The following is a 21,348-nucleotide window of genomic DNA, read 5'->3' on the forward strand; positions in this document are numbered from 1 at the left end:
AGCCACCGCCCGAGCCGACTCCCACCCCCACGCCGTCGCCGCCCCCGAAGCCGACGCCCTCCCCCAGCCCGACCCCGAAGCCGCCCCCCGAGCCCAGGCCGCCGGCGCCGAAGCCGCGCCCCGCGCCGCGCCCGGCGCCCGCACCGCCCCGGCCCGCGCCTCCTCCTGCGCGACCGGTCGTCGTCCCCGCCCCGGCACCGCCGCCTCCCGCGCCGAAACCCCGGCCGGCCCCCCGCCCCTCCGCGCGCCCGGTGAGCTATCCGGCGTATCACTCCTCGCCGCATCAGCGGTCGGTCGGCGGTGGCCAGTCGCCGGTCACCTACGTCCTGCTCATCACCGTGCCCGCGGTGATCGCCGTCGCCGCGCTGCGGCCGCGCTAACGCCGATCCAGGAGGCATCTCTTGCCGGAATGGCTTGTTCTCACCCTCGCGATGCTCGCCGCCTGCGCGGTGGTGGTCGTCGTCACCCTCGTACGGCACCGCAGGGCGCCCGAGGACGAGGACCCCTCCGAGACCCCTGACGTCATCGAGTACATGACGATGTGGATCGGCGTGGTCTATGCCATCGTCCTGGGTCTGGCCATCGCGGGCGTATGGGAGGCGCGCAGCGTCGCCCAGGACCACGTCCAGGCGGAGGCCCAGGCGCTGCACGAGATCTCGGAGCGGGTGCGGGTCTATCCGCCCGACGTCCGTGACCGCATCCGGGCGGATGTCAACGCCTACGTCGGCCACGTCGTCGACGTCGAGTGGAAGAAGATGGCCGACGACGGCGAGGTCACCCCGCGCGGTGACGCGCTGCTCCAGAAGGTCCGGGTGGACGTCACCGACTACCAGCCGGCGTCCGACTTCCAGGCGCAGGCCTACCAGCCGCTGCTCGACCAGATGGCGGCGGCCGACCAGGCGCGTCACGCCCGCGCCGACTCCACCGGGGCGACCATGCCGGGCGTGGTGTGGTTCGGGCTGCTGGCGGGAGCCGTCATCACCATCGGCATGGTCTTCGCGCTGCAGATCCGGCGCACGCCCCGCGAACTGGTCCTGGCCGGCCTGTTCTCCGCCCTGATCGCGTTTCTGCTCTTCCTGATCTGGGACTTCGACGCCCCCTACAGCCGGGGCGTCACCGCGTCGGCGGAGCCGTTCCTCAACCTGTTCCCCGGCATCAGGGGCTGAGCCCCTCGGGCCGGGGTCCGTTCGCTCTCGTTTCCGCACCGAGGGGACGGCCGCCACGCCGCCGCCGTCCCCCGGCCGCAGCAACCGTTTCCCCTGAGCGGCCGACAGGCGTGCCCCATTCGCGCTACAGCGATCGCGGACGCGCACACATGTTCCTAGCGTTTCGGACATCGAGGTGCATCGATGACGTAAGCGGAAAAGGTCCGCAAGTTGCTCCTCGGGGACCGGAGGATCCACCATGCGCGCGATACGCGTCGCTTCGGCCGCACTCCTGGGCGCCACCGCCCTGGCCTTCTCCGCATCGGCCGCCGTCGCGAGCGACGACGACGGCCACTACGTCATGTCCAACGGCTACAGCCTGCTGCCCTCGACCGTCGCCGCGGGCGGTGAGGTCGCCGTCCACGTGGACCGCAACGTCAGCGGCTGCAGGAACTCCGTGACGGTGTCCTCGGGAGTGTTCGACACGGTCGTCATCCCCAGGGGGTCGACGTCGGCGGTGACCATGGTCGACCGGGACGCCAGACCGGGCGCGTCGTACCGGGTGACGTTCACCTGCGGCGGCGTCAGCGCGATCAAGGAGCTGACGATCGCCGGCGGTCGCCCGGCCGACGTCACCCCGGCGCCCTACCCCGTCCCGCGGGGCGTGCACGCCGGCGAGGGCGGCAGCGTCGCGGGGTTCGACCTCCGGGAGATCGGGCTGGGCGCCGCGCTCATCGCGGGTTCCATGGCCGTCGCGTACCGCTTCGCGCGGCGTCGCGGCGCGGAGGACGGCGGCTGACGGCCCGTGCCGCGTCGTGCGCAGGGCTTCGCCCCGGATCCCGGCAGGGACCGGGGCGAAGCCCTGTCTCACGTGCGGACTTCGAAGGGGACGGACGTCAGATGCGGCGCTCGGCGCGGCGCCGCATCCAGAACAGACCGCCGCCCACCACGGCAGCGGCGACGAGCCCGCCGCCGATGGCCATGTCGGTCGGGGTCGCGCCGGTGCCGACGCTGCCGCCGAGGCCGCCGCGGACACCGCCGATGACGGTGAAGGCGGCCGGACGGGTCAGGGTCCTTCCGGAGCAGTTGACGGTGACGTCGTAGGCGCCGGGCCGGGCGTTGGCGTTGACGGTCGCCGTGCCCTTGGCGGTCTGGTTGGCGCCGTTGATCGGCGTCAGGGGGGCCTGCGCGAACGCGGGCGAGGTCATGAATCCGCCGCCGGGGCAGCCGTCGACGGTGACGGTGAGCTGGCCGCCGCGCGCGATGACGCTGGGCAGGACGACGATGTTGCTCGGGTGGGCGCCCATGCCGTCGCGTGCGACGGCGACGGGGGCGGCGAGTCCGAGGGCGGCGACCGCGGCGGCGGAGACCGCCGAGGCGGCCAGGACGCGAGTGGTGGACATGTGTTCCTCCGCGGAAGGCGCCCCGGGGCCCGTCCCCGGCATGTCGGCGAGAAAGCACCTCCCGAACAGACCCTCAGATGCCGTGCGCGCGCCCGCATTTCGGGAATGGTCCGTCCTGGTGAGAGGACACGCCGGGCGGAATGCACGCAATCGGATATAGCCGCAGGTCACGGACCGTCAGAAAATTCCTCGCGTCGTCAACTCGGATGGCGCACCGCACGGTACCCGGGCCACCCGTTCGCCGCCGCCCCGTCGCCGGTTCGCGCCCTGGGACTTAGCGTTCTCGTATGCGCGAAAGGACGTGGCGACGGCCGCGTCGAAAGGGGATGGCGAATGTCTGCGTACGAGCTGTCCGAGGCGGCGGAAGAAGAGGAGAGGCAGAAGAAGCGCGCCCCTTGGGGCGTGATAGCGCTTGTTCTGCTGACGGGACTCGCGCTGATCCGCAACGGGTCCGGCGAGTTCGACGTCGGCCCGCCGCAGCCGGCCGCCGCGGCGGCCGCGGACGGCCGCACCGCCGCCGGCGTCCTCGGCCGGGCCCCGACCCCGCTGCCCTACGCCGAGCCGGACCGGGTGCGGATCCCGGCCATCCGGGTGGACGCGCCGGTCATGGCGGTCGGCCTGGACGCGGACGGCTGGGTCGGCGCGCCGCCGCCGGAGGACCCGAACCTGGCCGGCTGGTTCACCGGCGGCGTCTCGCCGGGCGAGAAGGGCACGGCGGTCGTCGTCGGCCATGTCGACAACAAACTCGGCCCCGCCGTGTTCTACGGGCTCGGGGCGCTGAAGAAGGGAAACCGCGTCGAGGTTTCCCGGAAAGACGGGAAGACCGCCGTGTTCGAGATCTACGGCATCGAGGTCTTCGAGAAAAGCAATTTCCCCGGCGACCGCGTGTACGCCTCCAAGGGATCTCCCGAACTGCGGGTCATCACCTGCGGCGGCGGTTTCTCCAAGGCGAACGGATACGACGGGAACGTCGTCGCCTTCGCCCGCCTGGTCGAGGTCCGCTGAACGGCGCCGGGACCGGGCGGGCGGGGCGCGGGGTCAGGTGTACTGCCGCCGGGGCACGGTGATGTGGTAGCCGGAGTCCAGGAGATGCGGCAGATAGCCGCGCAACGCCCGCACACTCTGCGAGCGGTCGCCCCCGGCGTCGTGCGAGAGCACCACGACGCCGGGGGCGGCCCCCTTCTCCACCCGGTCGACGATGACGCCGGCGCCCGGGGTGGTCCAGTCGAGGGTGTCGACCGTCCAGGCGAGCGGCTCCATGCCCATCTCGGAGCCGAACTGGAAGGCGGCGCGGTTCCAGGCGCCGTAGGGGGCCCGGAACCACCGGGGCCGCTCCCCGTACCCCTCCTCGATGACGTCGCTGGTGCGGGACATCTCGGAGTGGATCTGACGGCGGGTGAGACGCGTCAGCAGGGGGTGCGACCAGGTGTGGTTGCCGACGATGTGGCCCTCGTCCGCCATCCGCGCCAGCAGATCCTGGTTGTCGACGGCCATCTCCCCGCACACGAAGAACATCGCGTGCACGTCGTACTCGGCCAGCGTGTCGAGGATGCGGGGGGTGTAGCGGGGGTCGGGGCCGTCGTCGAAGGTGAGCACCATGGTGCGGCCGCGGCCCGTCATGCTCATCAGCGGCTCGTGCCGCACCGGGGTGCGGCCGGGGGCGGTGGGCGGGGGACCGTAGCCCGTCAGGGGGCGGAGGCGGTAGGCGGAGGGTTTCAGCGGGAGGCTGCGCGCCGGGGCGCCCGCGGCGGGGGCGGCGGCCCTGACCGGCTCGCCGTCCTCGCCCCACTCGAACACTCCGGCCGTGCCGGCCGCTGCGACTGCGGCGGCGCCGGCGAGCAACGCCCGGCGGCGCGTGAACAACTGCTCCTTCTTCATGCAGTCATCAGTCGCCCGGCGGGCCTTCGACCCACCCCATCGACACCGCTCCGGCGGCACGATTCCACCCGCCCGGCGCAGTCGCGATCACGCCGGGAAGGCTCCGACGGGCGTCAGCGGTGGCGGACCAGCGGGAACGGCAGCGTCTCGCGGATCGTGAGGCCGGTGAGGAACATGACCAGGCGGTCGACGCCGATGCCGAGGCCGCCGGTCGGGGGCATCGCGTACTCGAGGGCGTCGAGGAAGTCCTCGTCGAGCTCCATCGCCTCGGGGTCGCCGCCCGCGGCCAGCAGGGACTGCTCGGTCAGCCTGCGGCGCTGCTCGACAGGGTCGGTCAACTCGGAGTAGGCGGTGCCGAGTTCGGTGCCGAAGGCGACGAGGTCCCAGCGTTCGGCGAGGCGCGGGTCGACGCGGTGCTGCCGGGTGAGCGGGGAGACGTCCGTGGGGAAGTCCTTGTAGAAGGTGGGCAGCCGGGTCTTCTCCTCGACGAGCCGTTCGTACATCTCCAGGACGACGTCGCCGCGGCCGTCGTCGGGGGTGTAAGGGACGCCGGCGCGGTCGCAGTGCCGGTGCAGGACCGTCAGGTGGGAGTCGGCGTCGATCTCCTCGCCGAGCGCCTCGGAGATCGCGCCGTAGACGGTCTTGACCGGCCAGTGTCCCGAGATGTCGTACTCCCGGCCGTCCTTGCGGGCGACCGGTGAGCCGAAGGCGGCCGTGGCCGCGCCCTGGATCAGTTCGCGGGCCAGGTGGAGCATCTCGTCGTAGTCGGCGTAGGCCTGGTACGCCTCCAGCATCGTGAACTCGGGGTTGTGCTTGTAGGAGACGCCCTCGTTGCGGAAGGTGCGGCCCATCTCGAAGACCTTCTCCAGGCCGCCGACGCACAGCCGCTTCAGGTAGAGCTCGGGCGCGATGCGCAGATAGAGGTCGAGGTCGTAGGCGTTGATGTGGGTGGTGAAGGGCCGGGCGTTGGCCCCGCCGTGGATCTGCTGGAGCATCGGCGTCTCGACCTCCAGGTAGCCCCGCTCCAGCAGTCCCCGGCGCAGGGCCTGCACGGCGCTGGAGCGGGCCCTGATCACTTCGCGGGCGGCGGGGCTGGAGACCAGGTCGAGGTAGCGCATGCGGACCTTGGCCTCGGGGTCGGTGAGGCCGCGGCGCTTGTCGGGCAGGGGGCGCAGGCATTTGGCGGTGAGCTGCCAGGAGGCGACGAAGACGGTGGGCTCGCCCTGGTCGCTGGCGCCGGCCGTGCCGGTCGCGCAGAGGTGGTCGCCGAGGTCGGTGTCGGCCCGGAAGGAGTCGAGGGCGTCCCGGCCGAGGGGGTCGCGGGTCAGGGCGAGCTGGTGGTCGCCGGACCAGTCGCGCAGCGTCACGAAGACGATGCCGCCGAAGTCGCGGACGCGCATGACGCGGCCCGCGACGGTGACCGTGTCGCCGGCGCGCACGTCGGCGAGGGCGTGGGTGCGCGGCGGGACGCCGACCGGGTACGGGTCGGCGCCGGCGGCGCGCAGCCGGTCGAGGGTGCGGTACCGGACGCGGACCTGCTCGGGCAGGTCCGCGTCCGGCCCGGCGGGTCCGGCCTCGTCCCCTCCGTCGAGGCCGAGTGCCGCGGTCGGCGGCAGGCCCTCGGTGGTGGCGGGGCGGGGCCCGCCCGTGGGTCGCCGTCTGCCCCACAGCTTGCGCAGGGAGGGCACCGAGACGAAGCCCTCGGCGATGCCGGAGGCGAGGCCCACCCGGGCCAGGGAGCCGGCGTCGGCGTAGCAGAGGAAGCGGGGGTACCACTGCGGCCGGTACTTGGCGTTGGACCGGTAGAGGGCCTCCAGCTGCCACCATTTGGAGAAGAACAGCAGCAGGCGCCGCCACAGGCGCAGGACCGGTCCGGCGCCGATGCGGGCGCCCTCCTCGAAGGCCGAGCGGAAGACGGCGAAGTTCAGCGAGATCCGGCGCACGCCGAGCTTGGGGGCGGCGGCGCACAGGTCGGCGACCATGAACTCCATGACGCCGTTGGGGGCGGAGCGGTCACGGCGCATCAGGTCCAGGGAGATGCCGTCGGCGCCCCACGGGACGAAGGAGAGCAGGGCGAGCAGCCGGCCGTCCTCGTCGAGGGCCTCCACGAGGAGGCAGTCGCCGTCGGCGGGGTCGCCGAGCCGGTCCAGGGCCATGGAGAAGCCGCGTTCGGTCTCGGTGTCGCGCCAGGCGTCGGCGCGGTCGACGACCTCCTCCATCTCCTGTTCGGTGAGGGCGGAGTGGCGGCGGACCCGGCAGGTGGCGCCGGTGCGGCGCACCCGGTTCACGGCCTGCCGGGTGACCCGCATCTCGCGGCCGCCGAGGTCGAAGGAGGCGATGTGCACGATGGCCTCGTCGCCGAGTTGCAGGGCCCCCAGGCCGGCCCGGGCGAAGGCCTTGGCGCCGTCCTCGGAGGCGCCCATGACGGCGGGCGCCCAGGCGTAGCGGCGGGCCGCGTCCAGCCAGGCGGCGATGGCGTGCGGCCAGGCCTCGCGGTCGCCGACGGGGTCGCCGCTGGCCAGGCAGACGCCGGCCTCGACGCGGTAGGTGACGGCGGCCTTGCCACTGGGCGAGAAGACGACGGCCTTGTCGCGCCGGGTGGCGAAGTAGCCCAGGGAGTCCTGGCCGCCGTAGGCCTTCAACAGGGCGCGGATACGGGGCTCCTCGTCGCCGTGCAGGGCCGCCTCCAAGCGCTGGGAGCGGAAGAGGACGGCGGCCGCGTTGAGGAGGGCGAGGGCGCCGAAGAGGCCGAGCAGGAAGTACAGGGCGTGCGGCGGACGGCCGTCGAAGGAGGCCGCGGAGACCAGGCCGCCCAGGACCCGGTTGGCGGCCCAGGCGAGATGCTGCCCGGCCGGGAGGGTGCCCGGGAAGAGCTCGACCAGGCCCCAGCCGGCGAGCATCGCCAGGACGAGCCCGACGAGCAGGACGGCGAGTGCCCGCCGCAGGGCCGCGCGGCGGGAGGCGGCGTAGAACTCCCCCCGGGCGACGACCAGGACCCCCAGCGCCAGCCCGCAGACGACCAGTGAGGGGACGGACTGTGCGTAGAGGCCGACGGCGACGCCGAGGACGTCGGTGAGGACGAGCAGCCCGAGGTAGACGACGACCAGCCACCAGGCGACCTTCTTGCGGGCGGCGGTGGCCGCGGCCAGCAGCAGCAGGAAGACCGCGTAGGCGAGGTTGGCGCTGACCGGGACGATGAGCAGGTCGAGGAAGCGGACGACGGGACGCAGCAGACGGCGCAGCGGCGGAACCAGGGCCAGCAGGACGCAGAGGAGGGCGAGGGCGCCGAAGAACGTCGCGAAGCCTTCGGGCACCCGGCTGAGGAAGCGGCTCGCGGGCCGCCGTGGCGGGTCCGCGGCGCCCTCGGCCGCGGCGGTCTCCACGGGGGCACTCATGTCTCGACTGTAGGAACACCTGGGGCCGGCCGCCCGTCGAGCGGCCCGCGCACGGACCGGACCCGGGGCCTCCGATAGCCTCTGGCCGTGACGGAACAGCACTCGCAGCAGCCGGCCCACCAGTTCGAGCGGGGCACGGACGGTCCCAAGGTCGTCCTCGTCGGCGTGGACGGCTCCGAATCCTCGCTGCGCGCCGCGGCCTACGCCGGCGGCCTGGCCCGCCGCCAGCACGCTCTGCTCGCGGTGGTGTACGTGCAGCCGGTGCTGGCGGCGGGCGCGGCGCTCGGGGCTCCGGTCGCGGAGACGACCGACGCGATCGCGGAGGATCTGGTCGCGCAGATCCGGGAGGCCACCGAGCGGACCCGGGGGATATTCGATGTGCGCTGGGAGTTCCACACGTTCCGCGGCGATCCCTACGGCGGTCTGGTGAAGGCCGCGGACCAGCTGAAGGCGGACGCGGTGGTGGTGGGCGCCTCCGAACAGGCCGGGCACCGGATCGTGGGCTCGGTCGCGGTGCGGCTGGTGAAGGCGGGGCGATGGCCGGTGACCGTGGTGCCGTAGCGCCCGCCCGGGTCTCGCGCCTGCGGGCGCCCGCGGGGGTCACCGCTCCCCCGTCACCAGCCCGGACCCGGCCGCTCCCCGGCTCAGGGTGACGTTCCTGATCCGGTCGCGCACTCCCGCGACTTCGGCGCCCTGGGCGAGGGCCCGGTCGACGTCGACCACCCGGCCGGCGTCGATGTCGAACATCTGGGGCAGGAACTCGGCCCTGCGCACCTCCCAGCGGCCGCCGGGCCGGGCGGGCCGGGCGAAGGTGAAGCGGGCGACGGTGGACTGGGCTCCGCGGGCGTCCTGCAGGCCCTGGCTGTTGAACATCTCGCCCGCGATCTGGTCGCCGAGGCCGTAGACCACCCAGGTGCCGTCGACCTTCTCGTAGGCCTGGGGGACGTGGGTGCGGGTGCCGATGATCAGGTCGACGTCGGGGCGGCCGTCCGTGCGGGAGGCGGTGAGGGCGCGGGCGAGGGCGAGCTGGCGGTCGTCGGGGGCCTCCTGCCATTCGGTGCCCCAGTGCAGGGAGACCACGACCACGTCGGCGCCCGCCTTCCGGGCGGCCTTGGCGTCGGCGAGGATCCGGTTCTGGTCGACGAGGCCGATGGTCCAGGGCTGCCCCTGCGGCAGCGGGTGGCCGCCGGTGTCGTAGGTGTAGGCGAGGTGGGCGACGTGCGCGGGGCCCGCCCGCAGGAGGGTGATCGAGTTGCCCTCGGCCTCGGTGCGGGCGGTGCCCGCGTGGCGCACGCCGGCGGCGTCCAGCGCGTCGAGGGTGCGCTGGACGCCGGCGGCGCCGTCGTCCAGGCTGTGGCCGGAGGCGGTGGAGCAGCCGTCGTAGCCGGTGGCCGCGAGCGCCGCGGCGATCTCGGGCGGGGACGTGGAGGCGGGGGATCCGGGGTGGTCGCCGTTCGCGCCGAAGACCGTGTCCAGGTGGCACAGGGCCAGGTCCGCGGCGGAGACGACGGGCTTGGCGCCCTCGAACATGGGGCGGAAGTCGTAGCCCGTGCCGCCGGCGTCGAAGCGGGCGCGGTCGATGACCGTGGCGTGCGGGAGGATGTCGCCGGAGGCCACGAGGCTGAAGCCGCGGGCGGCGGGCGGCGCGGGGCGTCCGGGCCGGTCGGCCGACCGATGGTCGTGGGCCTGGCAGGCGGCGGCCGACGTCAGCAGAGCCGTCAGGGCCAGGGCCACCTGGTGTCTGCGGGCGAGCACCGGATCACCCCGATTCACATGGGTTGTCATATTTACGCACGTATCAGTACTAATCCATCGACGGCGCCGGACCACTCCGGCACTCCCTTCGTCCAGGGCCGATGCCCGCGATCGGCGTAGCCCGGACCGTTCGTCGGACCGTTCGTCGACGCGATCGACCGTCCGCCGCAGAGCCGTGTGCGCACCCTGTCCCGATCCCGCCCCTTGCGGTGCCATACGCCCATGAACGCCGGAACCGCCCTCAACGCCAGGACGACGACCGCCGAGCACGAACTGGCCGCCCTGCAGCGCGAACACGGCCGACCGCTGTTCGCACTGCTGCTGCGCCTGTGCGACGGCGACCGCCAGCGCGCCGAGGACCTGGTCCAGGAGACGCTGGTGCGCGCCTGGCAGCATCCCGAGGCCCTGCGCGCCGACGCCTTCGACTCCGTACGGCCCTGGCTGCTCACCGTGGGCCGCCGGCTGGCGATCGACGCGCGACGGGCCCGGCAGGCGCGGCCGCCCGAGGTCGGGGACGCCGTCCTGGAGAACGCGCCCGTCTGCGCCGACCACGCCGAGCGGGCGGCCGCAGCCCTCGACGTCCGCGAGGCTGTGAAGACACTCACTCCGGAACACCGTGAAGTCCTGGTGCTGGTGTATTTCCGAGGGGCGAGTGTGGCGGAGGCCGCCGACGCCCTCGGAATTCCGCCCGGTACCGTGAAGTCGCGCGCGTTCTACGCGCTGCGCGCCCTGCGCCGGGTGCTTCCGGGATACGCGGCCGACCTGCACTGAAACCGACGATCGGGTCAAGCCTCCGTAAAGCGCCTTGCCGTGGACCCCCTTTGGGTAATCGGGTGTCCTTATCCGTGTTGCGGACTGGGGTCCCGGCAACGGGCGACGCGCAAGCACCGGAGGAAGGCAGGAAGGGATGCTGCACCGAGGACACCAGAGCACGGACGGCACCGGCGGTGGTGAACTCACCGTCCCCATGGCCTGGTTGTACGCCGAGTACATCGCCGACGAACTGCTGCGGACGGGCGATCTGATGCCGCCGACGTCCTTCGAGTTCCGCGCCGGGCGCGACGCCCTGGCGCTGACGATCTTCCTGTCCGACACCGACGGGGAGCTGTCCGGGATCCGGGTCGTCACCCAGTTGGAGACCTGGCTTTCGCTCACGGCGTACGACCAGCCGTGGCAGGACTGGGTCGACGAACGTATGTCTCAACTGAGAGCCGAGGCCGCCCAGTTGGAAGGCCCTTCACCCGATCTCGAACTGGCGGCCGCGGCCTGGCGCTGGCTGGAGGAGACCGAGCTGCTCGCGCCCGATCTCAACGCGGTGCCGGGCGGTTCCCCGCTCGGCGAGGACGAGGGACCGAAGGTCTGGACGCCCGCCTGGCAGCTCGGACTGCCCCTCGGGCATCTGGCGATTCATCTTTTTTAGATTCGCACCAATCCGCGAGGCCGACCGCTCCGAATATCCGGGTCACGATTCGGTACGCGGCTTGAGTGATTCGGCGGCCGGGTGCGTACCGGTGGGAGCAAGGAGTAACCCCACTGGCACTCAACGGCACGAGGTTTCGGCATGAGGTCCCTGGAAAGGCATCGCGACGTCGGCGCGTACGCGCTCGGCGTGCTGGACGAAGCGGAAGCCTTCCGCTTCGAGGACCACCTCATGGAGTGTCCTCAGTGTGCGGCGCAGGTCACCGAGTTCGGCCCCACCGCACGTCAGATGATGCTCTACCGGCGCGCCACCCCGCGCACCGTGCACCCCTTCGCCGGCCCCGGCCCGCGGCTGCTGGACCGGCTGCTCGCCGAGGTGGCGGTCCGGCACCGGGCCGTCCGCCGGCGAGTGCTGTACGCGGTGGCCGCCTCGGTCGTCGTCGCCCTCGCCGCTCCCGTGCTCGCCATGGCGGCGGGCGGCGGCAGCGGCGGCGGTACGGACGCCGTGCGGGTCACCGCCACGGACGAGAAGTCCGGCGTGTGGGCGCAGGTCACCACCGAGGACGAGACGTGGGGCAGCCATGTGGAGCTGCAGGTCAAGGACGGGGCCGGTCCTCGCTCCTGCCGCCTGATCGCCATCGGCGCCGACGGCTCCGAGCAGACCGTCACCAGCTGGACCGTGCCCCGGCACGACGCCCGCCCCAACACCGTGCAGGGCGCGGCCGCCTGGCATCCCGACGAGATCGTCGCCTACGAGCTGCGCACGGCGGCCGGCGAGCACCTGGTGACGCTCGAAGCCCACTGACGTCGCACCGCGGCGGGCACGCGCACTCCCCCGTCGGGTGCGGTTCGACGCGGTCGGCTTCGGGCGTCCGCCCGCCCACCTCTGTGGCGGTGCACGTGATTTGCGACCGTGCGGCGGGCGGCGGAAAATTGTCGTAGACGCGGACGCGGAGCCACCGACCGTCCGACTCCGCGCCGCCCCTGCGGTACGACCGAAAGGGGCCGCCCGGTGGAGAAGACCCTGCAGATCCTCGTGGCCGAGGACGGCGCGGACGCCGAGGACATCGCGGAACTGACCGGCTATCTGCGCGAGGAACTGCTGCGACTCGACGTGGACGACGTGACGTCCGTGCCCGGCGAGGAGCCCCCGCCCGGCGCACGGGTCGTGGACGTCGCCGCCGTCGGGGCACTGCTGGTGACGCTGGGCAGCACGGTCACGGGGCTGAGGCAGGTCCTGGACGCGATCCGCGAGTGGCGCGGCCGCTGCCGGGAATCCCGGCCCTCGCTGCACCTGTCCCTGGACGACGACGTACTGGAGATCTCCGAGGCGACCGAGGAGCAGGTGACCCAGGCCTTCGACATGTTCCTCCAGCGTCACACCGCGGCCGGAGCCCAGTCATGACGAACGACAGACACGCGCTGATCATCGCCAACGACCGCTACGCCGACCAGGGCCTCAAACAGCTCAAGGCGCCCGCCCAGGACGCCGCCGCCCTCGCCGGGGTGCTGCACGATCCGCAGATCGGCGACTTCGACGTGGACGTCCTGCGCAACGCGCCGGCCGACGCCATGCGCAGGCGCGTCCAGGGCTTCTTCAGCGACCGGCGCCGTGACGACACCCTGCTGCTGCACTTCTCCTGCCACGGCCTCAAGAGCGAGTCCGGCGAGCTGTACTTCGCCGCCAGCGACACCGAGCCCCGGCTGCTGGACGCCACGGCGATCCCCGCCCAGTTCGTCCGCGGGTGCATGTCCCGTACCCGGGCCGGCCGGACCGTCCTGTTCCTCGACTGCTGCTACGGAGGCGCCTTCTCCCGGGGATCGCCGTCGGTGCGCGCCACCGGAGACGTCAACGTCCTGGAGTCCTTCACGAGGGACAGGCCGCCCGGCGGACGGGGTTGGGCCGTCATCACGGCGTCGAACTCCATGGAGTTCGCCTTCGAGGGCGACGCGCTCGCCGAGAACTCCGCCCCCCGGCCCTCGGTATTCACCCACGCCGTCGTCGAGGGCCTGGCGACCGGCGAGGCCGACCTCGACGCGGACGGCGAGGTGTCCCTGGACGACCTGTACGACTACGTCTACGAGCACGTGCAGGAGCAGAACCCCAACCAGACACCGAGCAAGACGGTGGAGATGCAGGGAGAGCTGCAGCTGGCGCACAGCAGGCGCGGCCGCATCAAGATCGCCGCCATTCCATCGCCGCCCTCCCTGCTCGCCGCCGTCAACAGCGACAACGCCTTCACCCGCCAGGGCGCGGTGCTGGAGTTGCGCTCCCGCCTGCAGAACGAGTCCTTGCCCCTGGCGGAGGGGGCGCGCCAGGCTCTGGAGGACGTCGCGCGCAACGACATCCGGCAGATAGCCGACGAGGCGTGCCGCGCCCTGCGCGACATCCGGCTGGCGCCCTCGCCGGATCTTCTGGACTTCGGTCTGGTGCCCAAGGGCTCGCCTCTCCAGGAGAGGTCCGTGTGCATGAACGGCCCGCCGCTGGCCCGGCACTGCGTGGCCCAGCCCGCACAGTCGTGGCTGCGGGTCGAGCCGACCGCGAACGGCTTCACGGTCCGCGTCGACACGACCGCCGAGGGACACCTGTCCGGTGACATCGCCCTGAAGGGCGTGGCCGACGAGGCGGTGGTCCACGTCGAGGCGGTGGTGGGTCCCTCGCTCGACACCCAGCCACCGGACACCAGCGCCGGACCCGCGAACGGGTCCGTGCACGACCCGGACACCGTGGTCGTCGCCCCCTCGGATCCCCATGAGGACGACACGTCTGCGTCGACGAGCGGAGTCCGCCCGCCCGATGACAGGGCGGACCCGGACCGCACGGGCCCGCACGCGAAGAGCACGGAGCACGGGAGCGGGGGGCAGGACAGGACGGAGGAGACGCAGGAGTCGGACCCGGCGCAGACCACGGGCCGTACTCCGCTCGCGGCCCGCCGCCCAGCCGCACTCGCCGGCGCCGCTCTCGCCCTCGCCGCCACCGCCGTCGTCACGGTGATCCTCGGCATCCGGGCGGTCGTGGTGGCCGCCCTGGACCGGGGCGGCGACGGACCGACGGGCAACGTCGAGGACAACATCCACGAGCAGGGAGCGCTGCCGCTGCTGACCGTGGCCGTGATCACCGCCGCGGTGGCCCTGGCGGCCGGTGCGCTCGCACGGCATGACCTGGAGAGACGACGGGAACGCCACGCGAGCGCGGCGGCCAACGGCACGCGGAGCATGACCTCGGTCGCGAAAGGCCTGGCGGTCCCGGCCCTCGTCCTGGCCGTGCTCACGCTGGTGGCCTACATGATCACCGCCCCGCACTGGTGACTACTTCAGCAGCCGCGACATCCTCCGGTCCGCCAGCGGCTTGCCACCCGTCTGGCAGGTGGGGCAGTACTGGAGCGAGGAATCGCTGAACGACACCTCCCTGATGGTGTCGCCGCAGACCGGACAGGGCTCGCCGGTGCGGCCGTGGACACGCAGACCGCTCTTCTTCTCGGCCTTCAGACGACCCGCCGCCAGTCCCCGCGAGCGTTCGACGGCCTCGGTGAGCGTGGTGCGCAGGGCCTCGTACAGGGTGTGGGTCTCCTCCGGGGTCAGGGAGGACGCCAGTTTGAACGGGGACATCCTCGCCACGTGCAGGATCTCGTCGCTGTAGGCGTTGCCCACGCCCGCGATCAGGCTCTGGTCGCGCAGGGCGCCCTTGAGCCGGCGCCGCTCGCCGGCGAGGAGCGCGGCGAAGCGCCCCTCGTCGAAGTCGTCGGCGAGGGGATCGGGTCCGAGACGGGCGATGCCCGGGACCTGCTGGGGGTCGCGCACCACGTACACCGCGAGCCGCTTCTGGGTGCCGGCCTCGGTCAGGTCGAAGCCCTCCCCCGTCTCCAGGGCGACCCGCAGGGCCAGCGGACCCTTGCCGGGGCGGGGCGGGCCGTCGGGGAGGCGGTCCTTCCAGTGCAGCCAGCCGGCGCGGGCGAGGTGGGCGACCAGATGCGGGCCGTCGCCGGTCGCCAGGTCGAGGAACTTGCCGTGCCGGCGCACGGCGGTGATCGGTCGGCCCTCCAGGGCGGTGACGGGCGGGTCGTACGTCTTCAGCACGCTGATCGCGACGGGCAGCACCCGCACGATCTCGTGGCCCACGGCCTGCTCGGCCAGGAAGTCCTTGAGCGCTTCGACCTCGGGAAGTTCCGGCATACGTCAAGAGTGCCACCCGGTACGGACATCGCCTCGCGGTGCGTGCGTGGCGTGGCGGTGGTCAGAAGCGCCCCGGAGGCGGCACCGCGAACTCGCACCACACGCACTTGCCGCCGCCACGCGCCTCCACACCCCAGCCGTCGGCGAGCAGGTCCACCAGCATCAGGCCCCGCCCGGAGACGCCCGACTCGCCCGCCTCACGGCGGCGCGGCAGGGCGCTGGAGGAGTCCTCCACCTCGACGCGCAGCCGGCGTTCGCCGCCGGTGAGCGCCCGCAGCGTGACGATCGCCGCGCCCTCGGTGTGCATGAGCGCGTTGGTGATCAGCTCGTCCGCGACCAGCTCGATCTCGTCGGAGCGGTCGCGGGCGCCCCATGCGCGCACGGCGGCGCGGATCATGTGCCGGGCCTCGGCGAGCGCCTCCGGATCGCCGGGCGCCACATGCTGCTGGAGCCGGTTGCCGGCCTGGGCGCCGTCCGGGCCGCGCCGGCGCAGCAGGAGCAGGGCCACGTCGTCGTCCCCGCCCCGCTCCTCGGCGACGTCGATGAGCTGGTCGGCGAGTTTGCGCACGTCACCGGGGCCGGCCGAGATGAACGCGGCGAGGGCGAGCATGCCGTCGTCGAGGTCGGCGCCCGGTTGCTCGACGAGCCCGTCGGTGCACAGCAGAAGCGTGTGGCCGGGGTCGAGCTCGATGGTGCCGACCGGGTACTCCAGACTGCCGAACTCGGCGGACAGCCCCAGCGGCAGCCCGCCGGGCACCGCGACGCGTCGGCAGGCGCCGTCGGGGTCGCGCAGCAGGGGGTCGATGTGCCCGGCGCGCACCACCTGGACGACCCCGGTGGCCAGGTCGACCTCCGCGTACAGACAGGTGGCGAAGCGGTCGGTGTCGAGTTCGTGCAGGAAGACCGATGCGCGGGCCATCACGGTGGCCGGGGTGTGCCCTTCGGCCGCGTAGGCCCTGAGCACGATGCGCAGCTGGCCCATGACCGCGGCCGCGTGCGTGTCGTGGCCCTGGACGTCGCCGATGACGGCGCCGACGCGGCCGCCCCCGGAGGGGCTGCCGCCGGGCAGCGGGATCAGGTCGTACCAGTCGCCGCCGATGTCGCGGCCGAGGGAGCCGCCGATGGTGGCGGCCCGGTAGCGGACGGCGACGTCGGCGCCGGGCACGCTGGGGATGGTGCGCGGCAGCATGGCCTGCTGGAGGCCCTGGGCGATGTCCTTCTCCTGCTCGTAGAACATGGCCCGTTGCAGGCTCTGCGCGATGCTGCTGCCCAGGGCGACGAGGATGTTGCGCTCCTCGGGCGTGAAGCCGCGCCGGTCGCTGTAGAGCAGGCCCATGGCGCCGATCGGGCGGGCCTGCACGATGAGCGGCAGATAGGCCGCCGAGGTGATCCTGAGGTCGGTCAGATGCGGCCACAGCACGGGGTAGCCGCGGGCGAACTCGTCCGGCGACTCGATGAAGCGGGGGGTGAGCGTGCGCACGACCTCGCTCATCGGATAGGGCTCGTCGATCCGGGTGACGAGGGTGCCGGGCACGAAGCTGCCTTCGGGCCCCTCGGCGATCAGCCGAATGCGGCCGGCCTCGACGAGCCCCATGACCAGGCTGGTGGCGCCGAGGTGGGTGAGGCCCTGGGTGTCCTTGAGGACGTCGATGACGTCCTGCACGGTACGGGCGTGCGCCAGGGCCGCGGTGGTGAGCTGGACGACGTTGGTCTGCTCGCGGCGCGCGTCGTCCAGGGTGTTCTCGTCCCGGCGCGCGGCGAGGTCGCCGATTTCGTCGGTCGCGTCGCGCACGATGCCGACGATGCGGCGCGGACGGCCGGTCCGGTCGCGTCGGATGTAACCCTGGGTGTGGGTCCAGCGCAGGTCCCCGCTGCGCAGCCGCAGGCGGAAGTAGGCGCCGTAGTTCTCGCTGCCGTCCTTGATCGCCTGGGCGACCAGTGCGTCCAGCCGGATGGCCTCGTTCGGCGGGACCCGCACGCCGAGCGAGGCCGGATCGCCGTCGTATTCGTCGGGACGAACGTCGAAGATCTCGTGGGCTCGGGCGTCCATGTGGAACAGCCCCGAGTCCAGGTCCCAGTCGAAACTGCCCATGCGGTTGAGCGCCAGGATCGGATCCGGGTGGGCGGGCCAGTCGTCCGGGAGTGGCAGGGCACTCGCTCCCCGATCAGCCATGGGGCCACCTTGCCAGGGTTTGCCCGATTCTTCGACCGGGGGGCGGGGGGCCTGCGGCCACGGTCAGCCCAGGACGGTGTCGGCAGGGCTGCCGAAGATGGGGTCGGACGGGTCGAGCGCGTCGGACTCGTCCGGTCCGTCCGGGATCAGTCCGCCGCCGTCGGGCAGGTCGGGGACCTCCGGGACGGTCTCCGGGCCGACGGCGTCGGGGGCGATGCCGCGGTCGAGGTCGGAGCCGGGGTCCGAGGCGGAGGGGTCCGGGTCGGAGCCCGGGTCCGAGAGGTCCGTGAGGGGGTCGGCGAACACGACGCGGCCCTGCGCCGCCGGGAGGACGGCCTTCGGGCCCGGCATCGTGTACTTCGCTGCCTCACCACCGCGGCCGGCGGCGAGGAGCGCCGCCGAGAGCGCGCAGGCGGTGAGGACAGTGGCAGTGGGTATGCGCACCACGTTCTCCCGCATCGACTCGGTCCGCCCCTCTGAGGGGATTCGCCCACTATTGTCTGCTGCACCCGCCCCCGTCACGCAAGCGGAGGGATCGATCACGCACCGTGACCTGGCGCCGGAGAGGAGGAGCGCACTGCCGTGGACTGGTTCACCGCACCCGAGTACGGGCTGAGCCGGCTGGTCTTCCAGCGCGGCCTGGCAGGTGTGTACCTGGTCGCGTTCCTGACGGCGGCCCTGCAGTTCCGCCCGCTGCTCGGCGAGCGCGGGATGCTGCCTGTCTCCCGGTTCCTACGGCGGACGCCTTTCCGGCGGGCGCCGAGCCTGTTCCAACTGCACTACTCCGACCGCTTGTTCGCGGTCTGCGCCGGAACGGGCTGCGCGGTGTCGGCGGCCCTGCTGGCGGGAGCGGACAATGTCGTGCCGCTGTGGGCGGCGATGGCTCTGTGGCTGCTGCCGTGGGCGCTGTATCTGTCGATCGTCAACGTGGGCCAGACCTGGTACGGGTTCGGCTGGGAGTCCCTGCTGCTGGAGACCGGCTTCCTCGCCGTGTTCCTCGGCAACGACGAGGTGGCCCCGCCGGTCCTCGTGCTCTTCCTGCTGCGCTGGATCCTGTTCCGGGTCGAGTTCGGCGCGGGCCTGATCAAGATGCGCGGCGACGCCTGCTGGCGGAAGCTGACGTGCCTCTACTACCACCACGAGACCCAGCCCATGCCGGGCCCGCTGAGCCGGTACTTCCATCATCTGCCGAAGCCGTTGCACCGCGTCGAGGCGGCCGCCAACCACCTCACCCAACTCGTCGTGCCGTTTCTGCTGTTCGCCCCACAGCCGGTCGCGACGGCGGCCGCCTCCCTGATGATCGCCACCCAGCTGTGGCTGGTGCTGTCGGGCAACTTCGCCTGGCTCAACTGGATCACCGTCGTCCTGGCCGTGCCCGCGCTGGCGCTGCCGGGCGGCCGCCGGACGGCCCCCGCCGCACCGCTGTGGTTCGAGGTCGTGGTCCTCGCCACGGCCGCGCTGCTGCTCTTCCTGAGCTACCGCCCGGTGGTCAACATGCTCTCCCGCCGCCAGGTGATGAACCGCTCCTTCGATCCGCTGCACCTGGTCAACACCTATGGCGCGTTCGGCAGCGTCAGCCGGATCCGCTACGAGGTGGTGGTCGAGGGCACGCTCGACGACGTGCCCCGTGCGGACTCCGACTGGCGGGAGTACGACTTCCGCGGCAAGCCCGGCAATCCCCGCCGCAGGCCGCGCCAGTTCGCCCCCTACCATCTGCGCCTGGACTGGATGATGTGGTTCGCGGCGCTCTCCCCCGCGTACGCCGGGGCCTGGTTCTCCGCCCTGGTGGAACGACTGCTGGAGAACGACCGCGACACGCTGAGGCTGTTGCGGCGCTGCCCGTTCCCGCCCGACCGGCCCCCGCGGCACATCCGCGCCCGCCTCTTCCGCTACCGGTACACGACCCGGCGGGAACAGCGGGAGACGGGCGCGTGGTGGCATCGGACGTATGTGCGCGAGTACCTTCCGCCGACCCGGCTGACGGGGGCGACTCAGAGGCCGTAGCCCGGCACGGCGGTCGCCTCGGAGGTCTGCCGGTGCAGGCGCGGGCCCCGGTCGCCGGTTCCTGCACGGCGAAGTCCCGCCGCTGCGGGCCGCCCTCGGCGATCCGTTCCTTCGCCGCCTCGTGGTCGGCGACCATGTCCGCGCGGACCTTGGTGTGTGGGGGGTCGACGCTCATCACGGTGCTCGGAGGGTCCGTCCGGCGGATTCCCGACGCCTTCTCGGACGCGTTTTACGGCGTTTCCTCCGCGGGCAGCAGTCCGTTCTCCCGCAGCTCCTCCCAGAGTGCGGCGGGGACGGGGACGGCGAACTGCTCGGCGCAGTCCTCGGCCTCGGCGGCGGAGCGGGCGCCGACCAGGACGCTCGCGACCGCCGGATGGGCGGCGCAGAAGGCCAGGGCGGCGGCGCGCAGCGGGACGCCGTGCCGGTCGGCGATCGCCTTCATGCGCAGGGCCCTCTCCAGCAGCCCGGCGGGCGCCCGGGCGTAGTCGTACGTCGCACCCGGCCTCGGGTCCGCCAGCAGACCGGAGTTGAAGGCGCCGCCGACCACCACCGACACGCCCCGTTCGAGGGCCGCGGGCAGCAGGTCGGCGCGGGCACGCTGGTCGAGCAGCGTGTAGCGGCCGGCGCACAGCACCACGTCGACGTCGGTGTCCCGGACGAACCGGGTGAGCATCTCCGCCTGGTTCATGCCGGCGCCGATCGCGCCCACCATCCCTTCCGCACGCAGTCTCTCCAGGGCCGGATAGCCCTCACGGAAGGCCTGTTCGGCATGGTCGTCGGGGTCGTGGAGGTACACCACGTCGACGCGGTCGAGGCCCAGCCGTTCCAGCGAGGACTCCAGGGAGCGGCGCACGCCGTCGGCGCTGAAGTCCCACACCCGGCGATGGGTGGCGGCCACCGCGAAGCCGTCGGCCAGATCGTCGCCGTGCGGCGGGTCCAGGGGCTCCAGCCGGCGGCCCACCTTCGTCGAGACCGTGTACCGCGCTCGTGGGAAGTCCCTCAGGGAGGCGCCGAGACGCCGTTCGGACAGGCCGAGCCCGTAGTGCGGCGCGGTGTCGAAGTAGCGCACGCCCCGCCGCCAGGCGGCGGTCACGGTGTCGTGGGCCTGCTCGTCGGTGACCTCGGAGTAGAGGTTGGCGAGGGGGGCGGCCCCGAGGCCCAGGGTGCTGACCTGGACGCCGCTGCGGCCGAGGCCTGTCATCGAGGGCCCTCCGGACGCAACCGCAGCCCCTGCATGCCGCCGTCGACGGCGAGCGAGGTGCCGGTGGTGGCGCCGGACAGGGGGCTCGCCAAGTAGGCGATGGCGCCCGCGACTTCGGCCGCGCTGACCAGGCGGCCGGTGGGCTGGCGGGCCTCCAGTGCGGCGCGTTCGGCGGCCGGGTCGTCGGACGCGCCGAGCAGCCGGCCGACCCAGGGCGTGTCGGCGGTACCGGGGTTGACGCAGTTGACGCGGATGCCCTCACGGACGTGGTCCGCGGCCATGGCGAGGGTCAACGAGTACACCGCGCCCTTGGTCGCACTGTAGAGGGCGCGTTGCGGAAGGCCCGCGGTGGCCGCGATGGAGCAGGTGTTGACGACGGCCGCGTGCGAGGAGCGCCTGAGGTGCGGCAGAGCGGCACGGGACGTACGGACCATCCCGACGACGTTGACGTCGAGGACGCGGTGCCATTCGGCGTCGTCGTTGTCCTCGACGGTGCCGAGGGCGCCGATGCCCGCGTTGTTGACCAGCACGTCGAGCCCGCCGAGTTCGGCTACGGCGGCCGCGACCGCCTCACGCACGCAGGCGTCGTCGCCGACGTCCGCCCGGTAGCCGAGGAGAGGCTTCTCGACGCCCGACGGGTCGAGGTCGAGGACGGCGACCCGGGCGCCGCGCTCGGCCAGCAACCGGGCGGTCACCCGACCGATGCCGGAGGCGCCCCCCGTCACCAGGGCCTTCAGCCCTTCGAAGTCGCTCACGCCGTCTTCCCCTTCCGGCTTCCGATACGATTGCTGCCGCATATTTA

General features: G+C 72.9%; 20 protein-coding genes. 11 read left to right on the forward strand and 9 right to left on the reverse strand.

Annotated elements, in window-relative coordinates; genetic code table 11:
- Positions 1-251: 251 nt before the first annotated feature.
- From BG482_RS45110 to BG482_RS11525, 3 genes are all read left to right on the forward strand, one after another.
- Positions 252-380 carry a hypothetical protein gene (locus tag BG482_RS45110; protein WP_256096334.1) on the forward strand — a complete coding sequence of 43 codons (129 nt, stop codon included), beginning with the start codon at positions 252-254 and terminating at the stop codon, positions 378-380.
- 21 nt (positions 381-401) lie between these two features.
- Entirely contained in the window at positions 402-1,166 is a 765-nt protein-coding gene (locus tag BG482_RS11520; RefSeq protein ID WP_079141748.1) for a DUF4239 domain-containing protein, read from the forward strand.
- A 238-nt stretch (positions 1,167-1,404) separates the two neighbouring features.
- Positions 1,405-1,944, forward strand: coding sequence for a hypothetical protein (locus BG482_RS11525; protein WP_069768867.1), 540 nt, complete (start codon positions 1,405-1,407; stop codon positions 1,942-1,944).
- A 97-nt stretch (positions 1,945-2,041) separates the two neighbouring features.
- Here BG482_RS11525 and BG482_RS11530 read toward each other — a convergent pair whose 3' ends face one another.
- Positions 2,042-2,548 carry a hypothetical protein gene (locus BG482_RS11530; RefSeq protein ID WP_069768868.1) on the reverse strand — a complete coding sequence of 169 codons (507 nt, stop codon included), beginning with the start codon at positions 2,546-2,548 and terminating at the stop codon, positions 2,042-2,044.
- Between the two features lie 333 nt (positions 2,549-2,881).
- On the opposite strand from BG482_RS11530, the gene BG482_RS11535 reads away from it, so the two are divergent.
- On the forward strand, positions 2,882-3,553 hold the full coding sequence (locus tag BG482_RS11535; protein WP_069768869.1) for a class F sortase: 672 nt from the start codon (positions 2,882-2,884) through the stop codon (positions 3,551-3,553).
- Between the two features lie 33 nt (positions 3,554-3,586).
- On the opposite strand, the gene BG482_RS11540 is transcribed toward BG482_RS11535, so the two are convergent.
- Entirely contained in the window at positions 3,587-4,426 is an 840-nt protein-coding gene (locus tag BG482_RS11540) for a polysaccharide deacetylase family protein (RefSeq protein ID WP_069768870.1), read from the reverse strand.
- A 113-nt stretch (positions 4,427-4,539) separates the two neighbouring features.
- Positions 4,540-7,821 (reverse strand): bifunctional lysylphosphatidylglycerol synthetase/lysine--tRNA ligase LysX, encoded by a 3,282-nt coding sequence (lysX, locus tag BG482_RS11545; RefSeq protein ID WP_176741354.1) that lies wholly within the window; start codon positions 7,819-7,821, stop codon positions 4,540-4,542.
- An 87-nt stretch (positions 7,822-7,908) separates the two neighbouring features.
- Here lysX and BG482_RS11550 point away from each other — a divergent pair, with 87 nt between their 5' ends.
- On the forward strand, positions 7,909-8,382 hold the full coding sequence (locus tag BG482_RS11550) for a universal stress protein (protein WP_069768871.1): 474 nt from the start codon (positions 7,909-7,911) through the stop codon (positions 8,380-8,382).
- Between the two features lie 39 nt (positions 8,383-8,421).
- Here BG482_RS11550 and BG482_RS11555 read toward each other — a convergent pair whose 3' ends face one another.
- A complete protein-coding gene (locus tag BG482_RS11555) occupies positions 8,422-9,576 on the reverse strand; it encodes a CapA family protein (protein ID WP_069768872.1) in 1,155 nt (384 codons plus the stop codon).
- A 222-nt stretch (positions 9,577-9,798) separates the two neighbouring features.
- Here BG482_RS11555 and BG482_RS11560 point away from each other — a divergent pair, with 222 nt between their 5' ends.
- The 5 genes from BG482_RS11560 to BG482_RS11580 all read left to right on the forward strand — a co-directional run bounded on the left by BG482_RS11560 (position 9,799) and on the right by BG482_RS11580 (position 14,304).
- Complete coding sequence (locus tag BG482_RS11560; RefSeq protein WP_069768873.1) at positions 9,799-10,347, forward strand: sigma-70 family RNA polymerase sigma factor; 549 nt, start codon at positions 9,799-9,801, stop codon at positions 10,345-10,347.
- Between the two features lie 136 nt (positions 10,348-10,483).
- Positions 10,484-10,996: a hypothetical protein gene (locus tag BG482_RS11565; RefSeq protein WP_069768874.1), complete on the forward strand. Its 513-nt coding sequence runs from the start codon at positions 10,484-10,486 to the stop codon at positions 10,994-10,996.
- A 141-nt stretch (positions 10,997-11,137) separates the two neighbouring features.
- Positions 11,138-11,800 carry a zf-HC2 domain-containing protein gene (locus BG482_RS11570; RefSeq protein WP_069768875.1) on the forward strand — a complete coding sequence of 221 codons (663 nt, stop codon included), beginning with the start codon at positions 11,138-11,140 and terminating at the stop codon, positions 11,798-11,800.
- A gap of 207 nt (positions 11,801-12,007) precedes the next feature.
- Positions 12,008-12,400 carry a hypothetical protein gene (locus tag BG482_RS11575; protein WP_079141749.1) on the forward strand — a complete coding sequence of 131 codons (393 nt, stop codon included), beginning with the start codon at positions 12,008-12,010 and terminating at the stop codon, positions 12,398-12,400.
- Entirely contained in the window at positions 12,397-14,304 is a 1,908-nt protein-coding gene (locus tag BG482_RS11580) for a caspase family protein (RefSeq protein WP_069768876.1), read from the forward strand. Before BG482_RS11575 ends, BG482_RS11580 begins: the two co-directional genes overlap by 4 nt.
- Here the strand turns inward: BG482_RS11580 and BG482_RS11585 are convergent, their stop codons facing one another.
- The 3 genes from BG482_RS11585 to BG482_RS11595 all read right to left on the reverse strand — a co-directional run bounded on the left by BG482_RS11585 (position 14,305) and on the right by BG482_RS11595 (position 17,785).
- Complete coding sequence (locus BG482_RS11585; RefSeq protein ID WP_069768877.1) at positions 14,305-15,168, reverse strand: Fpg/Nei family DNA glycosylase; 864 nt, start codon at positions 15,166-15,168, stop codon at positions 14,305-14,307.
- Positions 15,169-15,229: 61 nt separating this feature from the next.
- Positions 15,230-17,341: a SpoIIE family protein phosphatase gene (locus BG482_RS11590; RefSeq protein ID WP_069768878.1), complete on the reverse strand. Its 2,112-nt coding sequence runs from the start codon at positions 17,339-17,341 to the stop codon at positions 15,230-15,232.
- Positions 17,342-17,404: 63 nt separating this feature from the next.
- Positions 17,405-17,785, reverse strand: a complete 381-nt coding sequence (locus tag BG482_RS11595) for a hypothetical protein (RefSeq protein WP_141746567.1) — start codon at positions 17,783-17,785, stop codon at positions 17,405-17,407.
- A 138-nt stretch (positions 17,786-17,923) separates the two neighbouring features.
- On the opposite strand from BG482_RS11595, the gene BG482_RS11600 reads away from it, so the two are divergent.
- Positions 17,924-19,345: a lipase maturation factor family protein gene (locus BG482_RS11600; RefSeq protein ID WP_069768880.1), complete on the forward strand. Its 1,422-nt coding sequence runs from the start codon at positions 17,924-17,926 to the stop codon at positions 19,343-19,345.
- Positions 19,346-19,574: 229 nt separating this feature from the next.
- Here BG482_RS11600 and BG482_RS11605 read toward each other — a convergent pair whose 3' ends face one another.
- A complete protein-coding gene (locus BG482_RS11605; RefSeq protein WP_069768881.1) occupies positions 19,575-20,546 on the reverse strand; it encodes an aldo/keto reductase in 972 nt (323 codons plus the stop codon).
- Entirely contained in the window at positions 20,543-21,301 is a 759-nt protein-coding gene (locus tag BG482_RS11610; protein WP_069768882.1) for an SDR family NAD(P)-dependent oxidoreductase, read from the reverse strand. Before BG482_RS11610 ends, BG482_RS11605 begins: the two co-directional genes overlap by 4 nt.
- Positions 21,302-21,348 lie beyond the last annotated feature (47 nt).

The organism is Streptomyces sp. LUP30, from assembly GCF_001746365.1.
In the GTDB taxonomy this organism is placed as follows: Bacteria; Actinomycetota; Actinomycetes; order Streptomycetales; family Streptomycetaceae; genus Streptomyces.